Annotated in this window: 20 protein-coding genes and 1 riboswitch; of the genes, 9 read left to right on the forward strand and 11 right to left on the reverse strand. The window is 64.6% G+C overall.

Going from position 1 to position 20513, the window contains the following annotated elements; all coding sequences use genetic code 11:
* From ACTS1Z_RS00845 to ACTS1Z_RS00855, 3 genes are all read right to left on the reverse strand, one after another.
* A partial coding sequence (locus tag ACTS1Z_RS00845; RefSeq protein ID WP_442622538.1) for a sterol desaturase family protein occupies positions 1-694 on the reverse strand: 694 nt, incomplete at its 3' end.
* 23 nt (positions 695-717) lie between these two features.
* A complete protein-coding gene (locus ACTS1Z_RS00850; protein WP_442622539.1) occupies positions 718-1638 on the reverse strand; it encodes a cobalamin-binding protein in 921 nt (306 codons plus the stop codon).
* On the reverse strand, positions 1638-3554 hold the full coding sequence (locus ACTS1Z_RS00855; protein ID WP_442622540.1) for a TonB-dependent receptor plug domain-containing protein: 1917 nt from the start codon (positions 3552-3554) through the stop codon (positions 1638-1640). The genes ACTS1Z_RS00850 and ACTS1Z_RS00855 overlap by 1 nt, the downstream gene beginning before the upstream one ends.
* A 173-nt stretch (positions 3555-3727) precedes the next feature.
* A riboswitch (cobalamin riboswitch) is annotated at positions 3728-3924 on the reverse strand.
* A 135-nt stretch (positions 3925-4059) separates the two neighbouring features.
* Here ACTS1Z_RS00855 and crtY point away from each other — a divergent pair.
* The 4 genes from crtY (at position 4060) to ACTS1Z_RS00875 (ending at position 8232) form a co-directional block, all read left to right on the forward strand.
* Complete coding sequence (gene crtY, locus ACTS1Z_RS00860) at positions 4060-5259, forward strand: lycopene beta-cyclase CrtY (RefSeq protein ID WP_442622541.1); 1200 nt, start codon at positions 4060-4062, stop codon at positions 5257-5259.
* Positions 5256-6737 carry a phytoene desaturase gene (locus ACTS1Z_RS00865; RefSeq protein ID WP_442622542.1) on the forward strand — a complete coding sequence of 494 codons (1482 nt, stop codon included), beginning with the start codon at positions 5256-5258 and terminating at the stop codon, positions 6735-6737. The genes crtY and ACTS1Z_RS00865 overlap by 4 nt, the downstream gene beginning before the upstream one ends.
* A 96-nt stretch (positions 6738-6833) precedes the next feature.
* Positions 6834-7748, forward strand: coding sequence for a phytoene/squalene synthase family protein (locus ACTS1Z_RS00870; RefSeq protein WP_442622543.1), 915 nt, complete (start codon positions 6834-6836; stop codon positions 7746-7748).
* Between the two features lie 4 nt (positions 7749-7752).
* Complete coding sequence (locus ACTS1Z_RS00875) at positions 7753-8232, forward strand: hypothetical protein (RefSeq protein ID WP_442622544.1); 480 nt, start codon at positions 7753-7755, stop codon at positions 8230-8232.
* Positions 8233-8234: 2 nt separating this feature from the next.
* Here ACTS1Z_RS00875 and ACTS1Z_RS00880 read toward each other — a convergent pair whose 3' ends face one another.
* Positions 8235-8768: a sterol desaturase family protein gene (locus ACTS1Z_RS00880; RefSeq protein ID WP_442622566.1), complete on the reverse strand. Its 534-nt coding sequence runs from the start codon at positions 8766-8768 to the stop codon at positions 8235-8237.
* 349 nt (positions 8769-9117) lie between these two features.
* On the opposite strand from ACTS1Z_RS00880, the gene sucC reads away from it, so the two are divergent.
* From sucC to ACTS1Z_RS00900, 4 genes are all read left to right on the forward strand, one after another.
* Complete coding sequence (sucC, locus tag ACTS1Z_RS00885) at positions 9118-10311, forward strand: ADP-forming succinate--CoA ligase subunit beta (RefSeq protein ID WP_442622545.1); 1194 nt, start codon at positions 9118-9120, stop codon at positions 10309-10311.
* An 82-nt stretch (positions 10312-10393) separates the two neighbouring features.
* Complete coding sequence (locus ACTS1Z_RS00890; RefSeq protein ID WP_442622546.1) at positions 10394-10768, forward strand: hypothetical protein; 375 nt, start codon at positions 10394-10396, stop codon at positions 10766-10768.
* Between the two features lie 42 nt (positions 10769-10810).
* A complete protein-coding gene (locus ACTS1Z_RS00895; protein ID WP_442622547.1) occupies positions 10811-11557 on the forward strand; it encodes an electron transfer flavoprotein subunit beta/FixA family protein in 747 nt (248 codons plus the stop codon).
* 117 nt (positions 11558-11674) lie between these two features.
* Positions 11675-12604: an electron transfer flavoprotein subunit alpha/FixB family protein gene (locus ACTS1Z_RS00900; protein WP_442622548.1), complete on the forward strand. Its 930-nt coding sequence runs from the start codon at positions 11675-11677 to the stop codon at positions 12602-12604.
* Positions 12605-12639: 35 nt separating this feature from the next.
* On the opposite strand, the gene ACTS1Z_RS00905 is transcribed toward ACTS1Z_RS00900, so the two are convergent.
* The gene (locus ACTS1Z_RS00905) at positions 12640-13389 is read right to left on the reverse strand and encodes a winged helix-turn-helix domain-containing protein (RefSeq protein WP_442622549.1); all 750 of its coding nucleotides are present in this window, start codon (positions 13387-13389) and stop codon (positions 12640-12642) included.
* A 131-nt stretch (positions 13390-13520) separates the two neighbouring features.
* Between ACTS1Z_RS00905 and ACTS1Z_RS00910 the strand changes: the two genes are divergently transcribed.
* Complete coding sequence (locus ACTS1Z_RS00910) at positions 13521-14609, forward strand: serine hydrolase domain-containing protein (protein WP_442622550.1); 1089 nt, start codon at positions 13521-13523, stop codon at positions 14607-14609.
* Here ACTS1Z_RS00910 and ACTS1Z_RS00915 read toward each other — a convergent pair.
* From ACTS1Z_RS00915 to ACTS1Z_RS00940, 6 genes are all read right to left on the reverse strand, one after another.
* Complete coding sequence (locus ACTS1Z_RS00915) at positions 14606-15583, reverse strand: oxidoreductase (protein WP_442622551.1); 978 nt, start codon at positions 15581-15583, stop codon at positions 14606-14608. The genes ACTS1Z_RS00910 and ACTS1Z_RS00915 overlap by 4 nt on opposite strands.
* Before the next feature lie 250 nt (positions 15584-15833).
* Positions 15834-16391: a CarD family transcriptional regulator gene (locus ACTS1Z_RS00920; RefSeq protein ID WP_442622552.1), complete on the reverse strand. Its 558-nt coding sequence runs from the start codon at positions 16389-16391 to the stop codon at positions 15834-15836.
* 256 nt (positions 16392-16647) lie between these two features.
* Entirely contained in the window at positions 16648-16869 is a 222-nt protein-coding gene (locus ACTS1Z_RS00925; protein ID WP_442622553.1) for an amphi-Trp domain-containing protein, read from the reverse strand.
* Between the two features lie 319 nt (positions 16870-17188).
* Entirely contained in the window at positions 17189-17527 is a 339-nt protein-coding gene (gene fdxA / locus ACTS1Z_RS00930; protein ID WP_442622554.1) for a ferredoxin FdxA, read from the reverse strand.
* A 58-nt stretch (positions 17528-17585) separates the two neighbouring features.
* On the reverse strand, positions 17586-17870 hold the full coding sequence (locus ACTS1Z_RS00935) for a S4 domain-containing protein (RefSeq protein WP_442622555.1): 285 nt from the start codon (positions 17868-17870) through the stop codon (positions 17586-17588).
* On the reverse strand, positions 17867-20404 hold the full coding sequence (locus ACTS1Z_RS00940) for a helicase-related protein (protein ID WP_442622567.1): 2538 nt from the start codon (positions 20402-20404) through the stop codon (positions 17867-17869). The genes ACTS1Z_RS00935 and ACTS1Z_RS00940 overlap by 4 nt, the downstream gene beginning before the upstream one ends.
* Positions 20405-20513: the final 109 nt, after the last annotated feature.

A 20513-nucleotide genomic window follows, 5' to 3' on the forward strand; every position in this document is an offset into this window, starting at 1 on the left:
GGCAGAGCCGGTCCCAGAACCGGAAATATAACCCATAATTACACCTATAGTCTGCATGATGCCGCTGATGATGGCTCGCGGTGATGAGCCAGCGACCTGCTACCCCTTTGACTATGAACGTAGGGAAAATCTCCCAACCCATATGATTTGTCACCCCCATTATCGTCATAATGGCCAAAACAACAGCCAAAGCGACGATATGGATGGGGATCAGGAAAACCATCAGCGTCACGAATATCGCGAGCGTCGCCGCCTCGATCGGGTGAAAGCTCATCGCGGCCCAGGCGGTGGGCGGGCGGCTGGCATGATGGACGGCGTGCGCGAGGCGGAAAATGCGCGGCCGGTGCATCCAGCGATGCGTCCAGTAGAACCAGGTGTCCTGCGCGAACAGATAGAGGAAGATCGACACGGGCACATACCAGAGCGGGTAGGCGGTGATGTCCGTATAGATGAGCGTCCAGCCATGGGTGTTCCAGCCCCAGGCGACGATGCCGGCGGGCACGCCGTAGATCGCCGCGCTCAGCAGCGACCAGTAGATTTCCTTGCCGATCTGCGGACGCAGCGCGCTATACAGTCCGGGCCGCACCTTGCCGGTCAGCCAGGCGAAGAAGCCGCTCGCCGCCAGATAGCGGACACCGACGATCAGCGTCATCGCGAGCGCGGAAAGCAGGATGGCGGTGAGGCTGCCGTTCATAGGCGCTCCATAGCGCGGCTGGATCAGCCGGTATAGCGCATCCAGTGTTCGGTCGGCTCGCCCGGCGTTCCGCGCCAGTCGGCGATGATCTCCGCGACGATCTCCGCCGATTCGACGAGACGCGGCCCGGGCCGGTTAAAGAAATGGTGCCCATCCGCGATATAGACATGACCGGCCTGCACCGCGCGCATCTGCGTCCAGCGCGGATCGCCGGACACCGCTTCGATATCGGCGAGGCTCTGCGGGAGTTGATAGCCGCACGGCATCAGGATCAGGAGATCGGGATCGGCGGCGACCAGATTGTCCCAGTCGAGAAAGGCCGAATGTTCGCCCGGCTTGGCGAAGAGCGGATCGCCGCCCGCCGCCGATATCAGTTCGGGTATCCAGTTGCCCGCGACCATCAGCGGATCGAACCATTCGATCGCGGCGACGCGCGGCTGCGGATGGTGGCGCGGGGCCATGTCTGCCAGCCGCGCCTTGAGGTCGCGGATGACCGTCTCGGCCTCCGCATCGCGCCCGGCCGCCTCGCCGACCGCGCGGATATCGGCCCAGACATCGTCGAGCCTGTCCGGCGCGGTCGAGATCAGCACGGGCGGTTCGCCCATCCAGTCGGCGAGCGCGGCGGTGAGGTCGTCGGGCGTGACCGCGCAGACCGCACAGGCCGTCTGGGTGAGGATGATGTCGGGTTTCAGAGCGCGCAGCAGTGACGCCTCCACCTCGTAGAGCGACAACCCCTGCGTCACGATTTCCTGCACGCGCCGGTCGATTTCGGCGGACCGCAATCCCTTTTCGAGCCGCGTGCTCGTGCACACCGGCAGCGCCTTCACGCTTTCCGGAAAATCGCATTCATGCGACCGGCCGACCAGCGCATCGCCAAGGCCGAGCGCCACCGCGATTTCGGTGGCGCTCGGCAGCAGCGAGACGATCCTGAGATCGTCCGTCATCAGAACCGCGCGCGGACGCCCGCAAAGGCGCCGATGCCCGGATTGGTGAAGCTGAAAATCTGCTCATAATCTTCGTCGAACAGATTCTCGACGCGCGCCGTCAGTTCGACGCCTTCGGCCAGACGCAGCGATCCGGCGAGCGAAACGAGCGTGAACGCATCGAGCGTCACTGTCGTCGGGACGAAGCTCGGATCGAGAAAGGCGCTATCCGTCTGCGATCCGCTGTGTCGGACGACAAGCGTCAATCCACCCCGCTCCTCCGGCGCGGTCCAGGCGATCGCGACATTGGCCGTATTGCGCGGCCGCCGCACCTCGCGCACGCCATTTTCCTCGGCCGAAAGCCGCGTATAGCTCGCATCGATCCGCCATTGCGGGCCGAGCTGCGCACGCAAAAACGTCTCGACGCCATGCTGGCGCGATTCCGTCGTCCGGTTCGCCGGAGTGGCGAGGAAATCGGGCGGCGGGAAATCGGTGAAGATTTCGTCTTCGAGCGTGCTGTCGAAATAGGTCGCGCCGATCGTGACCGCGCCGTCGGCGAAATCCTGTTCAAGCCCGATCTCCCAGCCTTCGGAGCGTTCGGGCTGCAGCGCTTCATTGCCGATAAAGCGCCCGTCGACGAAACCGAACAGTTCGAAGAATCCCGGATTCTTGATACCCGATCCGATGGCGGCGCGGGCGCGCAGGCCGAAATCGAAGCGATAGCTGCCCTGGACGCGATAGGTCAGCGTATCGTCGAAGCGCGAATTGTCGTCGAAGCGCAGCGCGGCGTCGAAGGCCAGCCGGTCGTTCGCGACCAGTCCGTACTCTGCAACGAGGCCGAGATTGCGGATCTGGCGGCGGCCGGTAAAGGCAAAGCCGCCAGGTGTCGTGTTGCGGAACCGCTCGCGCTCCCAGTCCCCGGCAAAGGTGATCGTATGGCGCAGCGCGTCGTCGCCAAGGCGCAGGCTTGAGACGTAGGACGCCTTCAGCCGCTGCCCCTCATTGCCCGAATTGCGGATATCGTTGCTGAACCCGTCCCGGTCGATATCGGCAATCTGGCCGGTCAAGCTGTGCGTCCAGCGCCCGTCGAGCAGGTCGACCTCGCCGCCGATCAGCGCGTAGAAAGCCTCGTTCTCGACAAAGGTGCCCGGCGAATCGACGGCGAAGCCGAAGGTCGGGCTGCCGGGCGTGAAATCCTGATCGTTGAATTCGCTGTCGGTTTCGGACCAGCGGCCGACGATGCGGATGCGCGCATTGGGTGCGGGCGTCCACAGGCTCGTGAAGGAGACGGCGTTGGTCGTCTTGTCGAGATCGCGCGTGCCGCCGCGTGTCCCGACCGTTCCATCGGTGCTGATATGGGTCGCGGAAATCGCATAGTCGAAATCGCCCGCGACCCCGCCATAGCGCGCGGCGGCGTTGAAGGTGCCGAACGATCCGCCCTCGGCGCGCAGCCGCAGGCCCGGCGCGTCGCTGCCGAGCAAAGTGCGGTAATGGATGACCCCGCCGATCGCGTCCGATCCGTACAGCGCGCTTTGCTGGCCGCGCAGTATCTCGATCCGCGCCGCGGAATCGATGGCGAGACTGCCGAAATCGAACTCGCCGAAAAAAGGATCGGACACCTCGATGCCGTCGATCAGCACGAGCGTATGATTGGCCTCGGTGCCGCGGATGCGGACCTGGGTCTGGCCGGCGATACCGGATACCGCGAGGCCGGGCACGTCGCGCAATATGTCGGCGATTTCGCGCGCCTGGCGCTGGGTCAGCGCTTCGTCGTCGATCACGGTCAGCGAGGCGCCGAGCTGGTCGGCGGGCACCGGATCGGGTGCCCGGGTGCCGGTCACGACGAGCTGGTCACCGTCGGACGGGCCGGTTTCGGCCGCCGCCAAAGCGGGCAAGATAAGCGCTGCCAGGGCCGCGCCGCATTTCAGATAGGTCATTGGTCTTCGGTCTCCGCATGCCGAGCGATACGGGCGAGACCTCCGCGCCGGTGCGCGGCCTTCCTGTACGGGAAGCGGCATGCAGCGCCCGCCCCTACAGGCCGAAGCGGTCCCGGCCGCTTCATGTCGCTCAGACAGAAACCGTTCCGCGCCTGGCCAATCCCTGAGCCGGGCAAGAGCGACGCGCGTCGGTCGGTCTCCTGGCTTGCGGGTCGCTGCGCCGCCTGCGCCTTCCCAGGTTACCCCAGTGGCTGCCGCCCGGATGGTCGGCATGCAGGATGCGCTCGCCGCTTACAGTTACAGGGATAGCCGCGGATTTGGCCCCGAAGGTCCGCACCGCATTCCCGTTACCGGCGCGCATATGGATGAGGATGCCGGTCGCCCGGCGTCGCCACCCGCTGCCCGGAATAGCGCGTCCGGATTTTTCTGCAAGCATGGCGTCGCGATGCCCTGTCCGCAGTAACAGGCTGTTCGCCGCGCGGTCATTGGGTTAGAGCGCCGGTCCATGGGTCAAGCGGCGGCCGGGTCCGGCCATAATCTCGACTGCGACATCGCGATCCTCGGCGGCGGGCTTGCCGGCGGGCTGATCGCTTTGGCGCTGCATCGTGCCCGGCCCGATATCCGCGTGCAGCTGATCGAGACGGACGATGTGCTCGGCGGCAACCATGTCTGGTCCTTCTTCGAAGGCGATGTCGATGCCGAGGGCATGGCGCTGATCGAGCCGCTGATCACCCATCGCTGGGACGATTATGAGGTGCGCTTCCCCGCGCACAGCCGCACGCTTTCGATGGCCTATCATTCGATCCGGTCGAGCCAGTTCGATGCCTTTCTGCGCGAAACGCTGCCCGCCGAAGCGATCCGGACGGGCGCAAAGGTGGCGTCGGCGACGCACGATCATGTGGTGCTTGAATCCGGCGCGGAGATCGCCGCCAATGCCGTGATCGATTGCCGGGGCGCGGGCGATCTCGATACGCTGGACGGGGGCTGGCAGAAATTCGTCGGGCTGGAGCTCGAACTCACCGAACCGCATGGCCTCGAACGGCCGATCATCATGGACGCGACGGTCGAGCAGATTGACGGCTATCGCTTCGTCTATTCGCTGCCCTTTGGCGCGCGGCGCATCTTCGTCGAAGACACTTACTATAGCGATGGGCCCGAGCTGGACGCCGCGACGGTCGAGCAGCGCACGCTCGATTATGCCGCGGCGCAGGGCTGGAAGGTCGCCAAAATCGTCCATCGCGAAAAGGGCGTGCTGCCGGTCGTATGCAACGGATCGTTCGGCGAATATTGGCGCTCGACGGGGCCCGTGCCCAAGGCCGGCGTGCGCGCGGGCCTGTTTCATCCCGTTACCGGCTATTCGCTACCCGAAGCCGTGCGCAGCGCGCTGTTCGTCGCGGGCCATGCCGATCTCGATGGCGAGGCGCTGCACGGCCGGCTGTTTGCCCGCGCGGCGCAGGGCTGGCGCGATGCGAGCTTCTACCGGATGCTCGACAGCATGTTGTTCTACGGCGCGGATACGTCCGACCGTTACAAGATTCTCGAGCGCTTCTACCGGCTCCGGCCCGCGCTCATATCGCGCTTCTATGCGGGGCGCAGCACGACGGCCGACAAGCTGCGCATCGTTTCCGGCAAGCCCCCCATCCCCATCAGCCGGGGCATCCGCGCCATCTGGCACGGCAAAAAGAGAAAGAGCAGGACGACATGACCAAGGCAGCCGTGATCGGCGCGGGCTTCGGGGGGCTGGCGCTCGCCATCCGCCTCCAGTCCGCCGGGATCGAGACGACGGTTATCGAGGCGCGCGACAAGCCCGGCGGCCGCGCCTATTATTGGGAGAAGGACGGCTTCGTCTTCGATGGCGGGCCGACCGTCATCACCGATCCCGAATGCCTGACCCAGCTCTGGGAACTGACCGGCGCGAACATGGCCGAGGATGTCGAGCTGGAGCCGGTCTTTCCCTTCTACCGGCTCAACTGGCCGGACGGCACGAATTTCGATTATTCGAACGACGAGGTGAATCTCACCCGCGAGATCGAAAAGCTCAATCCGGCCGATGTCGAAGGCTATCGCCGCTTCCTCGAATATTCGGCCGGGGTCTATGAGGAAGGATATCTGAAGCTCGGCGACGTGCCGTTTCTCGACTTCAAATCGATGCTGAAGGCCGCCCCGGCGCTCGCGCGCAAACAGGCCTGGCGCTCGGTCTATTCGATGGTGTCGAGCTTCGTCGAAAATGAGAAACTGCGAGAGGCTCTCTCCTTCCACACGCTGCTCGTCGGTGGCAGCCCGATGAAGACGAGCTCCATCTATGCGCTGATCCACAAGCTCGAAAAGGATGGCGGCGTCTGGTTCGCGAAAGGCGGGACCAACCGGCTGATCGCCGGGATGGTCGCGCATTTCGAGCGGATAGGCGGCACGGTGCGGATCGGCGATCCGGTCGCGACGATCGAGACCAAGGGCGAGCGCGTGACGGGGCTTGTCTGCAAGAGCGGCTGGCGCGACGATTTCGACGCCGTCGCGAGCAATGCCGATATCGTGCACAGCTATCGCGACCTGCTGACGACCACCAAGCGCGGCGAGCGCGCGACCAAGAGCCTGCTGAAAAAGCGCTATTCGCCATCGCTCTTCGTCCTCCATTTCGGTGTCGAGGGCACCTGGCCGGGCATCCCGCATCACATGATCCTGTTCGGCCCGCGCTATGACGGGCTACTGAAGGATATCTACGATCATGGCGTGCTGGCCGAGGATTTCTCGCTCTATCTCCACCATCCGACCGTCACCGATCCGTCAATGGCGCCCGAAGGCTGTTCGACCTTCTATGCGCTCGCGCCCGTCCCGCATCTCGGCAAATTCCCGGCGGACTGGGATACGATCGCCGAGGATTATGCCGAGCGGATCATCGACCATATCGATGCGCGTCTGATCCCGGGCCTTAAGCAACGTATCCGGACCAAATTCTGGTACACGCCCAAGGATTTCCAGGCCGATCTCAGCGCGCATCAGGGCAGCGCCTTCAGCCTCGAGCCGATCCTCACGCAAAGCGCCTATTTCCGCGTCCATAACCGGGACGATGTGGTGAACAATCTCTATTTCGTCGGCGCCGGCACGCATCCGGGCGCGGGCATCCCAGGCGTCGTCGGCAGCGCCAAGGCGACGGCCGGGCTGATGCTGGAGGATCTCGCGCGGTGAAAGGCAATTATCCAAAACCGTTAGCCCTGAGCCTGTCGAAGGGCGCTTCACAGTCGGAGAGGCGGGCTTCGACAAGCTCAGCCCTAACGGATTTAGATGGCGACCGGATTCGCTGATCGCCCAGCCCTGGTCGCGCAGGCGCGCGAGACGATCGGGCGGGGGTCGCAGAGTTTCGCGATGGCCTCCAAGCTGTTCGACCCGGACACGCGCGAGCGGGCCTGGCTGCTTTACGCCTGGTGCCGCCGCTGCGACGATCTCGCCGATGGCCAAGCGCTCGGCCATGACATGTCCGTCGTCGCCGATCCGCAGGCACGGCTTGCCGAAATCCGGGACAAGACGGATCGCGCGCTGGCGGGCGAAGCGACGGACGATCCCAGTTTCGATGCGCTGGCCGTGGTCGCGAAGGAATGCGCGATTCCGCGCGCGCTGATCGACGATCATATCGCCGGTTTCGCGCTCGACGCAGACGGTTGGGTGCCGGAGACCGAGGAAGATCTCCTGCGCTATTGCTACCATGTCGCGGGCGTTGTCGGCATGATGATGGCGATCGTCATGGGCGTGCCGCCGGACGATACGGAGACGCTGGACCGGGCGAACGATCTCGGCCTTGCGTTCCAGCTCGCCAATATTGCGCGCGATATCGGCGAGGATGCGGACAATGGCCGCTGCTACCTGCCGCGCCAATGGCTGGCGGAGAAAGGCATCGATCCCGAAAATCTGCGCGATCCCGCTCATCGACCGGCACTGGCAGAGCTTTCCGCGCGACTTGCCGACCTCGCCGGCCAGTATGAGGATCGCGCACGTGCCGGTACGGCGGCGCTATCCTTCCGGTCGGCCTGGGCCGTGCTCGCAGCGGCGGGCATTTACGGCGATATCGCGCGCAAGGTGGCCGCAAAGGGCGAGGCGGCGCTCGACGCGCGCGTCTATACGACACGCCGCGAGAAGTTGGGCTGGCTGTTCAAAAGCTGGCGCCAGGCATTGAATCGCGGGCAATTCGCACCAGTTCGCTAGGCCAATGGAATTCAATGGCCATCTGACGATCGAGCGGCCGGATCTCGTCGCGGCGATCCGCGAACGGCTGCCCGACAAGCTGGCGGCGGACGGCTTTGCCATCTTCTCCGCCGTGCCGCTCCGCGCGCGGCGCAATATGAGCTGGTTCGAGCGCTTCCGCACCGAGGTGCGGCGGATCGGCGGGCCGCTGGATTTTTCGGTGCGCATGGCGCGCGCCGTCCGCTTCGAACTGCCATTGGGCGAGGCGGGGCGGATATCCTACACGATCAGCAATCCGCATCACGGCCGGGTCGTCGCACTGCTGCTGGTCGCCGCGACGCTCGCCGCCTATTTCATCGACAGCTTCTTCGCCGCTTTGTTCGTCGCTATCATCGGGAGCGGGCTGACCGGCATCGCGCTGCATTACCGGATGCGGCGCAGCATTGTCCGCTATCTCGGCCTGTTGCCTAGCCAGTACAGCAATCACCGCCTGTCTATGGGGTAAGTCTAGATACTCTCCGGCTGCCGGTCGCCCTCGCGGAAGGTGCCGACCGGGGCGCGGACGCCTTCATGGCCGCGGCGCTTGAGTTCGGCCTTCAAATCCTCGGGCTTCGGCGCCCATAAAAAGCCGAAGCTGACCGTGCCGTCTTTCGTCTCCACGACATGGTGAAGGCGATGCGCCTGGATGATGCGCTTCATATAGTTGGATTTCGGCAGGTAGCGGTGATTGAGCCGCTTGTGCACGATCACGTCGTGAAAGCCGAAATAGATGGCGCCATAGGCCGCGATGCCCGCGCCGATCCAGATCGTGCCCTCCCACCAGCCAAACTGTACGCCGCCCAGAAGCAGGGTGATCGAGGGAATGGCGAAGATCACGGCATAGAGATCGTTGAGTTCCCAATTGCCCGTGCGCGGGCGGTGATGGCTTTTGTGCAGGAACCAGCCGAACCCGTGCATCACCCAGCGATGCGCGACATAGGCGACGCCCTCCATGAAAAGGACGGTGCCGAGAAACAGCAGGATACCGAGCGACCAGTGCATGGGGTGCATATAGAGCTTGAGTGTCAATGTTAAAATCCCCCTCCCTTTCAAGGGAGGGGCGTAGGGGTGGGTGACGGAAAGGTCGGCTCAATGCCGGCCTTGGAGTTTACGGAGCGCATAGATCAGCGAAGAAGCGGCATCGAGCCACTTCTTCGCTACCCCACCCTTACATCCAGCGTGAGGGTGAACAGCGCCCCACGCTGTTCAGGCCATGCTGGGAGCATGGCCGACCCTCCGCTCCTGAAGGGGAGGGAGATAGTGTTGCCGGTCTTCCCATCCCCGCCCGACTATGCTTTAGCCCGTCCCGAACTTTCCGACTCCATCTGCCTGTCAGGAGCGCTTTGCCGCCATGAACATCCATGAATATCAAGCCAAGGAACTGCTCGCCGAATTCGGCGTCGGCGTGCCCAAGGGCGTGGCCGCGACGACGGTCGAAGATGCGGTTGCGGCGGCCGAGGGGCTGCCCGGTCCGCTCTATGTCGTAAAGGCGCAGATTCATGCCGGCGGGCGCGGCAAGGGCAAGTTCAAGGAGCTGGGTCCGGATGCCAAGGGCGGCGTGCGGCTCGCCAAGTCCGTCGACGATGTGCGGCAGGACGCGGAGGAGATGCTCGGCAATACGCTGGTCACGGTGCAGACCGGCGAGGCTGGCAAGGAAGTCAATCGCCTCTACGTCACCGACGGCGTCGATATCAAAGAAGAATATTATCTGGCGCTGCTCGTCGACCGGGCGACGGGCCGGGTCGCGATGGTCGTCTCGACCGAAGGCGGCATGGATATCGAGGCGGTCGCGCACGACACGCCGGAAAAGATCGCGACGATCACGATCGATCCGCTGGCAGGATTTACCGAAGCCGATGGCCGCAAGGCTGCCGAGGCGCTGCAGCTGTCCGGCGATCTCGCCGAAGCGTGCGTGAAGCTGACCGCCAATCTCTACGAGGCCTTCACCAAGCTCGATTGCTCGATGCTCGAGATCAATCCGCTTGTCGAGACGGACGATGGCCAGCTGCTCGTGCTCGACACGAAGATGAGCTTCGATTCCAATGCCGAGTTCCGCCATCCCGACTGGGAGGAGCTGCGCGACGAGAGCGAAGAGGATCCGATGGAATTGGAAGCCTCCAAGCACGATCTCGCCTACATCAAATTGGACGGCAATATCGGCTGCATGGTGAACGGCGCCGGCCTCGCCATGGCGACGATGGATATCATCAAGCTCAATGGCGCCTTTCCGGCAAATTTCCTCGATGTCGGCGGCGGCGCGTCGAAGGAAAAGGTGACGGCGGCGTTCAAGATCATCCTGTCGGACCCGGCGGTCGAGGGCATTCTCGTCAACATTTTCGGCGGGATCATGCGCTGCGACATTATCGCGGAAGGCATCGTCGCGGCGGCCAAGGAAGTGGAGCTCGACGTGCCGCTGGTTGTTCGTCTGGAGGGGACGAACGTTGCGCAGGGCAAGGACATTCTCGCCGATAGCGGCCTGCCCATCGTCAGCGCCGACGATCTCGGCGACGCCGCGCGCAAGATCGTCGAGCAGGTGCGCAAATAGGGCACTGGATTTTTGCAGTGCAGCATGGTAGTGACGTTTACGTGAACGTAAAGTTGCGGCGATTGGCCGCAGGAGAGTGGGTATGACGAAAGGGCTTGTTATCGCGGCTGCAGCAATCGCGCTTGCCGGCTGCTCCGCGTCGGATACCGTCGAGGACATCGCGGCCGAAGCCCGCGCCGAGCAGGAGCGGCTGGCCGAAGAAGCGCGGACCCAGCTCGACGAGGCTACCGCCGAGGCCCGCACGCGTATCGACGAGGCAACCGCGGCGACCGATGCGCTGGGCGGCGAACTCGACCGGCAGGCCGATGAGGCCGCGGGCCGGATCGACGAACGTCTCGATCAGCTCGGTGCGGACATCGATCGCCGGGCGGCCGAAGTGGGGGAGGCGGCCGATCGCCGCGCCCGCGATCTGCAGGACCGCGCCGAAGAGATCGACCAGAGGGTCAACGGAAACTAGAACCACGCTGATGCAACAGCGGAAACACGAGGAAGCAGTACAATGAAAATCCTGGTCCCGGTAAAACGGGTGATCGATTACAACGTCAAACCCCGCGTGAAGGCGGACGGGTCGGGCGTCGATCTGGCGAACGTCAAAATGTCGATGAACCCGTTCGACGAGATCGCCGTCGAAGAGGCGATCCGTCTGAAGGAGGCCGGCAAGGCGGAAGAAATCGTCGCCGTGTCGATCGGCCCGGCCAAGGCGCAGGAAACGCTGCGCACCGCGCTCGCCATGGGCGCCGACCGCGCGATCCTGATCGAGACCGATGACGAAGTGGAGCCGCTGGCCGTTGCGAAGCTCTTGAAAGCCGTGGCCGACGAGGAGCAGCCGGGACTCGTGATCCTCGGCAAGCAGGCGATCGACGATGACTCGAACCAGACCGGCCAGATGCTGGCCGCATTGCTCGGCTGGGGCCAGGGCACGTTCGCCAACACCGTCGAAGTCGGCGATGGCAGCGTCGATGTGAAGCGCGAGATCGATGGCGGCCTGCAGACGGTGAAGCTGAACCTGCCCGCGATCGTCACCACCGACCTGCGGTTGAACGAGCCGCGCTACGCCTCGCTGCCCAATATCATGAAGGCGAAGTCCAAGCCGCTCGATACGAAGACACCGGGCGATTACGGCGTCGATACCGCGCCGCGGCTGACCACGTCGAACGTGTCCGAACCGCCGAAGCGCGAAGCCGGCGAAATCCTCGAAGATGTGGATACGCTGGTCGCCAAACTCAAAGAAATGGGAGTCGCGTAGCAGTTGCAGCGCATGTGCTCCTGCGCAGGCAGGAGCCTAGGGCCATCAAGGATATCGCATTCGGCCCTGGATTCCTGCCTTCGCAGGAATACGGATCAAGATTGAAGGAACGCAGATATGAAAACGCTCGTATGGGTCGAACATGACAATGCCGAGATGAAGGATGCGACGCTCGCCGCGGTGACGGCGGCGTCCAAGCTCGGCGAAGTGCACGCGCTGGTGGCCGGGTCCGGCTGCCAGGCCGTGGCCGATCAGGCCGCAAAGGTCGCCGGTGTCGGCACCGTGCATCTGGCCGACGATCCGGCCTACGCCAATGCGCTGGCGGAAAATGTCGCGCCGCTGATCGCCGATCTGATGGGCGGCTTCGACGCGTTCGTCGCGCCCGCCACCACGACCGGCAAGAATATCGCGCCGCGCGTCGCCGCGCTGCTCGATGTGATGCAGGTCTCCGACATTCTGTCCATCGAAGGCGACAAGACGTTCACGCGGCCGATCTATGCCGGCAACGCGATCGCGACCGTCACGAGTTCGGACGAGAAGCTCGTCATCACGGTGCGCGGCACGGCGTTCGACAAGGCGGCCGCCGAGGGCGGCTCGGCGTCCGTCGAGGCCGTTGGCGGGCCGGGCGATGCGGGCCTGTCGAGCTTCGTTTCCGAAGAGATCGCCGAGAGCGACCGGCCGGAGCTGACCAGCGCCAAGATCATCGTGTCGGGTGGCCGTGCGCTGGGTTCGAGCGAAAAGTTCGAGGAAGTCATTACGCCGCTCGCCGACAAGCTCGGCGCGGGCATCGGCGCCAGCCGCGCCGCGGTCGATGCGGGTTATGTGCCCAACGACTATCAGGTCGGCCAGACCGGCAAGATCGTCGCGCCGGAAGTCTATATCGCGATCGGCATCTCCGGCGCGATCCAGCACCTCGCCGGCATGAAGGATTCGAAGACGATCATCGCGATCAACAAGGACGAAGACGCCCCGATCTTCCAGGTCGCCGATTACGGCCTGGTCGCGGATCTCTTCAACGCCGTGCCGGAGCTGACGGAGAAGCTGTAAGCGCTTTTGAGAACAGGAAGGGGAGTGCTCTGCAACTACCCTTCCTGTTCGGCGCATCGCTCGGTAACTTCCTCCGCATTCAGATAGTCTGACAGCGCTGGATCCACGGCGCTTGTGAACATGCTTCGATCGTTACGGAGCGCACATAACACCATATGCGCGTCCGGGTGCGAAAAGGCGATCGCCGGATCGGGCAGGCCAGCGATGAGAACAGGGCGTCCCTCCACATAGGCGAATGCGGCAACCGCAAGCCGCGCGTCCGGATTGTCGATCCGCAACGCGTCCGTTTCCGGATCGACCAGCACCGGTGGGGGTGCGAGCCGGTCTGGCAGGTTACTATCGCCAGTGAGGGCAGGCTCGAATACCGGTCGGCCTCCCGGCGCGAGAAAATATAGGCCGACGACAAGCACGATGACCGCGGCAATAACCACGCTGATGCGCGGGCGTTTCCGCAACCGCGCCGGTTCGGGCGGCCCTGCGGGCGCGATCAGCGCATAGCCTTTGGTGCGCACCGTGCGGAGATAGCGCGGCGCTTCGCCGCTGTCGCCGAGTGCACGGCGGACAATGTTTACCCGCTGCGCGATCGTGTGGTCGGCAACATGATCGGCCTGCCAGACGTCCCGGGCGAGCTCCGCATTCGAAACGGGATCGGGCGCCGCGCGCGCGAGACGTTCGAGCAACGCAAAACCGAGATAGCTGATATCGACGGGCTCGCCGCGCAGGCGGACCTGCCGCGCCGTCCGGTCGATCTCCAGTTCGTTGAAAACCAACACATCTCTGTCCATTCCCGTCTGTTGGGTGTTCGACAGGCGATGCGTCAATCAATTTGATGTTTCTTGATCAATATTGATGTGATCCACACCGCCCTGTCCGCCATCTCCGAACGCTCATCAAACAATCAAATCTCGGAGTGCGTATGTACGCCTTTTTTCTCACCGCCATTCTGGCAGCCCAATCCATCGCCACCGCGATGCCGCAGACCACCGCGGCAAAAGCCGAAGCGCTCGATCGTGAGGTTCCGGCATGGCTCGAACAGTATGACGTGCCGAGCGCCGGCATCGCCTATATCGAAGACGGAGAGATTGCCTTTGTCCGTCATTATGGCGAGCAGGAATGGGGCGTCCCGGCAAGCGAGGAAACGCTCTACAATGTCGCATCACTCACCAAGCCGGTAACCGCTGAAACCGTGCTCCGGCTGGCCGGGCAGGGTCGGTTCGATATCGATGCGCCGCTCGCCGTGCATCATCTCGATCCGGATATCGCCGAGGCGCCGGCCGCGCGGGAAGTCACCGCCGCGCTCGTGATGCGGCATCGCATGGGATTACCCAATTGGCGGTACGAGACCGAAGGAACGCTGCGTTTCCTGCGCGCGCCGGACGTGGAGACCGGCTATTCGGGCGAGGGCTATGAGTGGATGGCGCAGGCCGTCGGCGGCGCCCTCGGCGCGGAATTCGAGCAGCTTGCCCGGACGCTGGTGATGGAGCCCGCCGGCATGGAATGGACGAGCTACACGCGGGCCTCGCATTTTTTCAGCCGGATAGCCTTTCCCTACAAGGCGGGCGAGAGCGTCTACAATGTCGTGCGCGACGAGATGTCCGCGTCCGACGATATGCGCACGACGCCGCGCGAATACGCGCGCTTCATGCTCTCGATCTGGGAGACGGACCATGTGCCGCAAGCGCTGCGCGCGCGCCAGTTCACGATCCGCCATTACACGAGTTACAAACCGCAATGCCCGGAAGACGGCAAACGGGCTGACTTCTGCCCCGAAAACCAGGGCTGGGGCCTGGGCTGGTATATCTACGACTATGGAGACCGTCGCATCTTTCAGCATGACGGCGGCGATGTCGGCGAGAAGGCGCTCGCATTTTACGATCCCGATGCGCGGCGCGGTGCGGTCGTGCTCACCAATGGCGCGAACGGACATGAGGTGATGCACCGCATCGGTGCGCTGCTGGACGGCGATCCGCGCTTCGGCGCCTTGATGCTGGCGCCGTTCGGCTAGGCCTCCGCCAACAGCCTCTCGCTCACCGCCCACAGCCGTTCCGCGCTTTCGTCACTGCACGCATGCGCGTCGACGCCGCGGTAGCGGGCCATGGGGCTTTCGGTGTCGGTCGGGGCGGCGATGTCGCAGTCCTCGCAGTAAACGCCGGGCTTGCCCTCGAGCTTGGGCGATGTCGCGGCCCATAGAGACGTCGAGCAGCCCTGTTCGGGCGTCTTGAAACCCTGTTTCGCAAGCTCGGACGGTTCGCCATTCTCGTCGAGCCAGCCGAGCGCGATCTGCTCCTCGGTCGGCAGATGCCGCTGGAGCGGGGTGAAGATGCCGCCCGGGTGGACGGCGAAGGCGAGGCCGCCGCTGTCGCGCATCCGCCGGCTCAGCGCATTGGCGAACAAGGCGTTGGCGGTCTTCGCCTGGCCATAGGCCTGCCATTTATCGTAATCGCCGCTCTCGAACTGGATATCGTCCCAGCGGATGTCGGAAATCTTGTGTGCCGTCGAGGAGAGGGCGACGACCCGCGCGCCGGGCGTCTTTTCGAGCAGCGGCATCAGGCCGATCGTCAGCGCGAAATGGCCCATATGGTTGGTGCCGAACTGCGATTCCCAGCCGGGGCCGACGCGGGTCTCCGGGTTGGCCATGATCCCGGCATTATTGATGAGAAGGTCGAGCCGGTCGAGCGCGTCGGTCATCTCGTCGGCGAAGCGGCGGACGGACGCGATATCGCCGAGATCCATATCGCCGATCCGCACATCGCCATCGATATCGGCCAGCGCCGCTTCCGCCTTTTCGCGATTGCGCGCGGGCACGACGACGTCGACGCCGGCATCGGAAAGCGCGCGCACCGTTTCGAGCCCGATGCCGCTATAGCCGCCGGTGACGATCGCGGTCTTGCCCGCAAGGTCGATGCCCTTGATGACGTCGGCCCCGTCCGTCCTGGCCGGAAAGCCCGAATCCGTCGGTACCTGATCTGCAACTGCCATGATGATCTCCCGTGCTACCTTCTCCCTCGATGGGAGAAGGATATGGCGCCTTGGCGACTTAGGAGCCTAGGCGGAGTTGGGTGAGGGTGAGCGGAGCCTCGCTCCGCGCGCCGCTTTGCGGCGCACCCCTCACCTGGCGCATGCGCGCCTATCCTCTCCCACAAGGGGAGAGGAAGGTCCACCAAAGAAGAAGCCCGGCCGAACCACAGGGCTCGGCCGGGCTTTTCCGCTCTCGCAATGAGATCGGGTGTTACTTTGCTGCTTCCTTGGCCGCTTCTTCCTCTTCCTTCAGCGCGTTCCAGTGGCTGGCCGCCTTGTTGAGGATGACGAGGATCTTCTCGAGCGCGGTCGGCTCGTCCGTCTTTTCCATCGCGGCGAGTTCGCGCGCGAGGCGGCTCGAGGCCGCTTCGAAAATCTGGCGCTCCGAATAGCTCTGCTCGGGCTGATCGTCGGCGCGGAACAGGTCACGCGTCACTTCGGCGATCTGCAAGAGGTCGCCCGAATTGATCTTCGCTTCATATTCCTGGGCGCGGCGCGACCACATGGTGCGCTTGACCTTGGGCTTGCCCTCGAGCGTCTTGAGCGCGTCCTTCAGCGTCTTGTCCGACGAGAGCTTGCGCATGCCCACGCCTTCGGCCTTGTTGGTCGGGACGCGCAGCGTCATCTTTTCCTTCTCGAACCGGAGAACGTAGAGTTCGAGCTGCATGCCCGCTATCTCTTCATTCTGCAGTTCGATCACACGGCCGACACCGTGCTTGGGGTAAACGACATAATCTCCGACTTCGAAGTCCAAAGCCTTGCTCGCCATGTAATTACGACCTTTCTAGATGGCTGGCTGTACGAATCGTGCAGCATCCCGTTGCGGGGCCATGCCTGCGCGATAGATTTTCCCAGCCTTTTCCGTACGTTAGCCTCATAGCGGGTTTCAAATATTCCCGCTTCGAGACATTATGTAACAGATTCGTAAGAAAAAATCCAGTGTTGCGCTGCGGCAACGGGCGCGGGGACCGCAGAATGCTGCGGCGCGCGCGGCATCGGGTCGGATGTCGGATGGGCGGTCGGCGTCAGTCTTCCATGGTCCAGCGAAACTGGAATTCGAGCTCTTCCATCCCGTCGCCGCGCTCATGCTCGATCGAGAATTCGGCCCGCTCGGGAACGCGAATACGCTCGTTGTCGATTTGGATCTCGAACGCTTTGCCTTCCTTCATGCAGGCGACAAGCCGCTCGAGCTTCTCGATATGCTGGCTGTCGGAATAGCTTTTGGTGACGTCGCGATTGGTGGCCATGATTGTCTCCCGGTCGTGCGGTCCGCAAGAGCATGGCGCATGGCTGTTACCGATTTATGGCGGGCGCTATTTGTCAGACTCAACCTGACGGTTGAGCGCGGCACCGGACTTAGTTCGTCAGAATTTTCCTGTCGGAAAATCGCGGCACCAGCCCGCTCCCCCTCCCGACCTCCCACAGGGTACAATGATTGGGAGGTCGGGAGGGGGAGCGGGCCGGTGCCGCGCCTGAGCGTCAGCGAAGGTCCGACAAAACTATGCCAGCGCCTCTACTTGGAAAACTGCTTGTTGACACTAACGCCGGTTCTGGAGCGCCGTTATCTCAATCCCCCTCGCCGGGTTCCGGCGAGAAATATTTCTCATATTTGCCCTCTTCGCCCTTATGCTCGTCGGCATCGGCGGGCGCGTCGCGGCTTTGCGTGATGTTCGGCCATTCTTCGGAGAATTTGGCGTTGAGCTCGAGCCATTTTTCCTGGTCGGGCTCGGTGTCGGGCAGGATCGCCTCGGCCGGGCATTCGGGTTCGCACACGCCGCAATCGATGCACTCGGCCGGATGGATGACGAGCATATTCTCGCCTTCGTAGAAACAGTCCACCGGACAGACTTCGACGCAATCCATATATTTGCATTTGATGCAGGCATCGGTGACGACATAGGTCATGGGCGCGGCTCTCCTCACTGGTGCGCGGGATTCTGCTAGCCATGAGATGACGCCCGCGTCAACGCCTGTTGTCGGCGATGCTTTCTACGGGCCGGTAAATCTCTTCTACCAGCTTCGCCGGTACGCGGCGCTCGGGCAGGGACTCGATCCGGACGACGCGCACGCCGCCCGGCAAGGGCACGCTCAGCACATCGCCGACGCGCACCACGGCATGGGCACGGTCGATCCGGCGGCCGGCGCAGCGGATATGGCCCTTCTCGGCAATCTTGCGGTCGAGGCTGCGCGTGCGGGCGAGGCGCGCGAACCAGAGAAACTTGTCGATCCGGAGCCCGTCTTCGCTCATCCGCCGCCCTTGCCGAAATCGAGTTCGGCGAGCTTGGCGAAGGCATTACCGGGCGCGGGCTTGCGGCGCTTGGCCCTGGGCGCGCGGCGGCCGCGCCACACCCATTGCGCGGGCTCCGCTTCGCCTTCGGCCGGCTGAAAGCCGAGCGCCTGCATCAGCCTTGCGAGCGCTGCGTCGCTCAGGCCCAGCGAGGTAGCGAGCGCGGGATCGGGCGCGAACGGTTTCTTGCCGTCGCGCGCGTCATGGGCGGCGCGGGCCACGCGCTCGGCCATGTCGATCCGGAGCATCTGCCCGGCAAAGCCGCGAAACCCGGCCGTGCGCCATGCGGCGAGCGTCTTGCCCTTGGGTTCGGGAAGCAGGGTCGCGCCGGCCGGCGGCAATTCGGGCATGCGCTTTCCGTCTGCCACCGCCGCGAGCGCCAGCCGCCAGCGCATCGCTTCGGGCTTGAGCAGCTTCGCATGGAAGATGTCGAGCGCGCCGATCGTCAGGCCGAGCCGTCCGATCCGGTGGCGCTGCTCCTTGTCGAGCGCGGCGAGCGGGCCGAGCGCAGATTTGCGCGGCAGCACCCCGCCGGCCTCGACGAGCGGCGCCAGCAGCGCGCGGATCGCGGGTGCCGTCTTCGCCGCGCCGAGTACGGTTTCGATCTTGCGCAACGGGCCGAGTGCGCGCCCGGTCGCCCGGTCGAGCCACGCCTGCAGCCGCAGCGCGATCCGCCCGCGCTGGTCGCCGGTCAATCCGCCGAGACTCTTGTCGAGCGCGATGGCGGGCGCGAGCAAGGTCGTTCCCGGTTCGAGCCGCGCGACGATTTCCCCGTTCCAGGCGATGTGCACCCGCTTGCCGGGCTCGGTCATCAGCGCGAAGGCCTCGTCGCTATCGGCGATGAGCGCTGCCGTGCGTTCGGCCCATTCGCCGCCGAGCCGGCGTTCCGCGGCCGCCAACAACCGCTTGGTGTCCGCATGGTTGGTGCCCGCATCCACGGTGAAGCGGAAACCGGAAATCGTCCCGATCGGTTCGTCGTCCACCGTCACGACGCCGTCGCCATCGACGCGGACGGGCAGCGCCTCTTCGCCCTTCGCGCCGATATCGCGCATCAATATCGTCGTGCGCCGGTCGACGAAGCGCTGCGTCAGGCTGTCGTGCAATGCGTCGGACAGGCGCTGTTCGATCGCGGCGGCGCGATCCGCGCCCTTTTCGGGATCGGCGAGCCAGTCGGCGCGGTGCGCGACATAGGCCCAGATGCGGATCGCGGCGAGCCGCCCGGCCAGCGTCTCGACATCGCCGGAGAGATTTTCGAGCGCGCTGACTTCCTGCGCGAACACGGCATGCGGGATATGGCCTTCGCCTTCGGACAGATGCCGGAACAACCGGCCGACGAGCCGGGCATGGCCGTCCGCGCCGGTCTTGCGGAAATCGGGCAGGCCGCAGGCGGCCCAGAGCCGCTCGACCATGGCGGGATCGGCCGCGCGCTCGCGGACCCAGGGTTCGGCCGCTAGGCTTTTCAACACCGCGAGGTCGACCGTCTCGGGCGGCGCGCGCAGCACATCGTCTTCCGGCTTCGCCTCCAGGTCCGCGATCAGCGTGTCGATCGTATCGCAGCGGGGGTCACCGTCGCGCCAGTAGAGCTGGCGCAGCGCGGGAAATTCATGTGCCTCGATCCGCTCGATCTCCTCAGCGGTGAAACTGGCATGCTCCGCGCCTTCCAGCCCCAGCGTGCCGAACGTCCCGTCCCGCTGGTGCCGCCCGGCGCGTCCGGCGATCTGCGCCATCTCGTGGACATGGAGTCGCCGGCGCCGCCGCCCGTCGAACTTTCTGAGCGAAGCGAAGGCGACATGATGGACATCCATATTGAGCCCCATGCCGATCGCATCGGTCGCGACCAGATAGTCGACCTCGCCGGCCTGGAACATCGCGACCTGCGCGTTGCGGGTGCGCGGGGAAAGCGCGCCCATCACCACCGCCGCGCCGCCGCGCAAGCGCCGCAGCATCTCGGCGACCGCATAGACTTCCTCGGCGCTGAACGCGACGATGGCCGAGCGCGGCGGCAGGCGCGAGAGCTTCTTCGGTCCCGCATAGGAGAGCGTCGAAAAGCGCGGCCGCGAGATGATGTCCGCATCGGGGACGAGCGCGCCGAGCATCGGCCGCAGACTGTCCGAACCCAGGATCATCGTTTCCTCGCGGCCGCGCATGTGGAGGAGCCGGTCGGTGAAGACATGGCCGCGCTCCGGGTCCGCGCCGAGCTGCGCCTCGTCGATCGCGACGAAAGCCGTGTCGCGTTCGCGCGGCATCGATTCCGCCGTGCAGAGGAACCAGCGCGCGCCTTCCGGCACGATCTTCTCTTCGCCGGTGATCAGGGCGACGCTTTCGGGCCCCTTGGCCGCGACCACGCGATCATAGACTTCGCGCGCGAGCAGGCGCAGCGGAAAGCCGATCATGCCGCTCGCATGGCCCATCATGCGCTCGACCGCGAGATGCGTCTTGCCGGTGTTGGTCGGTCCGAGCACGGCGGCGAGCGGTGCGCGGGCAAAATTGCTCATGGCTTCAACATCGGGGATGCGGCGCGCCGGTGCAACCCGGAAGGCCATGGAAATGCGCGGCGATTCGGCCCATCGCCGGTCGATCACGGTTCGCCGCATCGACGATTCG

It is taken from the genome of Parasphingopyxis sp., assembly GCF_052168295.1.
Lineage (GTDB): Bacteria > Pseudomonadota > Alphaproteobacteria > Sphingomonadales > Sphingomonadaceae > Parasphingopyxis.

What these genes read in the sequence shown, in the direction of transcription:
- ACTS1Z_RS00850 (WP_442622539.1), bottom strand. Translation starts at nt 1,638, where the DNA reads ATGACGGACGATCTCAGGATCGTCTCGCTGCTGCCGAGCGCCACCGAA.
- ACTS1Z_RS00855 (WP_442622540.1), bottom strand. Translation starts at nt 3,554, where the DNA reads ATGACCTATCTGAAATGCGGCGCGGCCCTGGCAGCGCTTATCTTGCCC.
- crtY (WP_442622541.1), top strand. Translation starts at nt 4,060, where the DNA reads ATGGGTCAAGCGGCGGCCGGGTCCGGCCATAATCTCGACTGCGACATC.
- ACTS1Z_RS00865 (WP_442622542.1), top strand. Translation starts at nt 5,256, where the DNA reads ATGACCAAGGCAGCCGTGATCGGCGCGGGCTTCGGGGGGCTGGCGCTC.
- ACTS1Z_RS00870 (WP_442622543.1), top strand. Translation starts at nt 6,834, where the DNA reads ATGGCGACCGGATTCGCTGATCGCCCAGCCCTGGTCGCGCAGGCGCGC.
- ACTS1Z_RS00875 (WP_442622544.1), top strand. Translation starts at nt 7,753, where the DNA reads ATGGAATTCAATGGCCATCTGACGATCGAGCGGCCGGATCTCGTCGCG.
- ACTS1Z_RS00880 (WP_442622566.1), bottom strand. Translation starts at nt 8,768, where the DNA reads ATGCACTGGTCGCTCGGTATCCTGCTGTTTCTCGGCACCGTCCTTTTC.
- sucC (WP_442622545.1), top strand. Translation starts at nt 9,118, where the DNA reads ATGAACATCCATGAATATCAAGCCAAGGAACTGCTCGCCGAATTCGGC.
- ACTS1Z_RS00890 (WP_442622546.1), top strand. Translation starts at nt 10,394, where the DNA reads ATGACGAAAGGGCTTGTTATCGCGGCTGCAGCAATCGCGCTTGCCGGC.
- ACTS1Z_RS00895 (WP_442622547.1), top strand. Translation starts at nt 10,811, where the DNA reads ATGAAAATCCTGGTCCCGGTAAAACGGGTGATCGATTACAACGTCAAA.
- ACTS1Z_RS00900 (WP_442622548.1), top strand. Translation starts at nt 11,675, where the DNA reads ATGAAAACGCTCGTATGGGTCGAACATGACAATGCCGAGATGAAGGAT.
- ACTS1Z_RS00905 (WP_442622549.1), bottom strand. Translation starts at nt 13,389, where the DNA reads ATGGACAGAGATGTGTTGGTTTTCAACGAACTGGAGATCGACCGGACG.
- ACTS1Z_RS00910 (WP_442622550.1), top strand. Translation starts at nt 13,521, where the DNA reads ATGTACGCCTTTTTTCTCACCGCCATTCTGGCAGCCCAATCCATCGCC.
- ACTS1Z_RS00915 (WP_442622551.1), bottom strand. Translation starts at nt 15,583, where the DNA reads ATGGCAGTTGCAGATCAGGTACCGACGGATTCGGGCTTTCCGGCCAGG.
- ACTS1Z_RS00920 (WP_442622552.1), bottom strand. Translation starts at nt 16,391, where the DNA reads ATGGCGAGCAAGGCTTTGGACTTCGAAGTCGGAGATTATGTCGTTTAC.
- ACTS1Z_RS00925 (WP_442622553.1), bottom strand. Translation starts at nt 16,869, where the DNA reads ATGGCCACCAATCGCGACGTCACCAAAAGCTATTCCGACAGCCAGCAT.
- fdxA (WP_442622554.1), bottom strand. Translation starts at nt 17,527, where the DNA reads ATGACCTATGTCGTCACCGATGCCTGCATCAAATGCAAATATATGGAT.
- ACTS1Z_RS00935 (WP_442622555.1), bottom strand. Translation starts at nt 17,870, where the DNA reads ATGAGCGAAGACGGGCTCCGGATCGACAAGTTTCTCTGGTTCGCGCGC.
- ACTS1Z_RS00940 (WP_442622567.1), bottom strand. Translation starts at nt 20,404, where the DNA reads ATGAGCAATTTTGCCCGCGCACCGCTCGCCGCCGTGCTCGGACCGACC.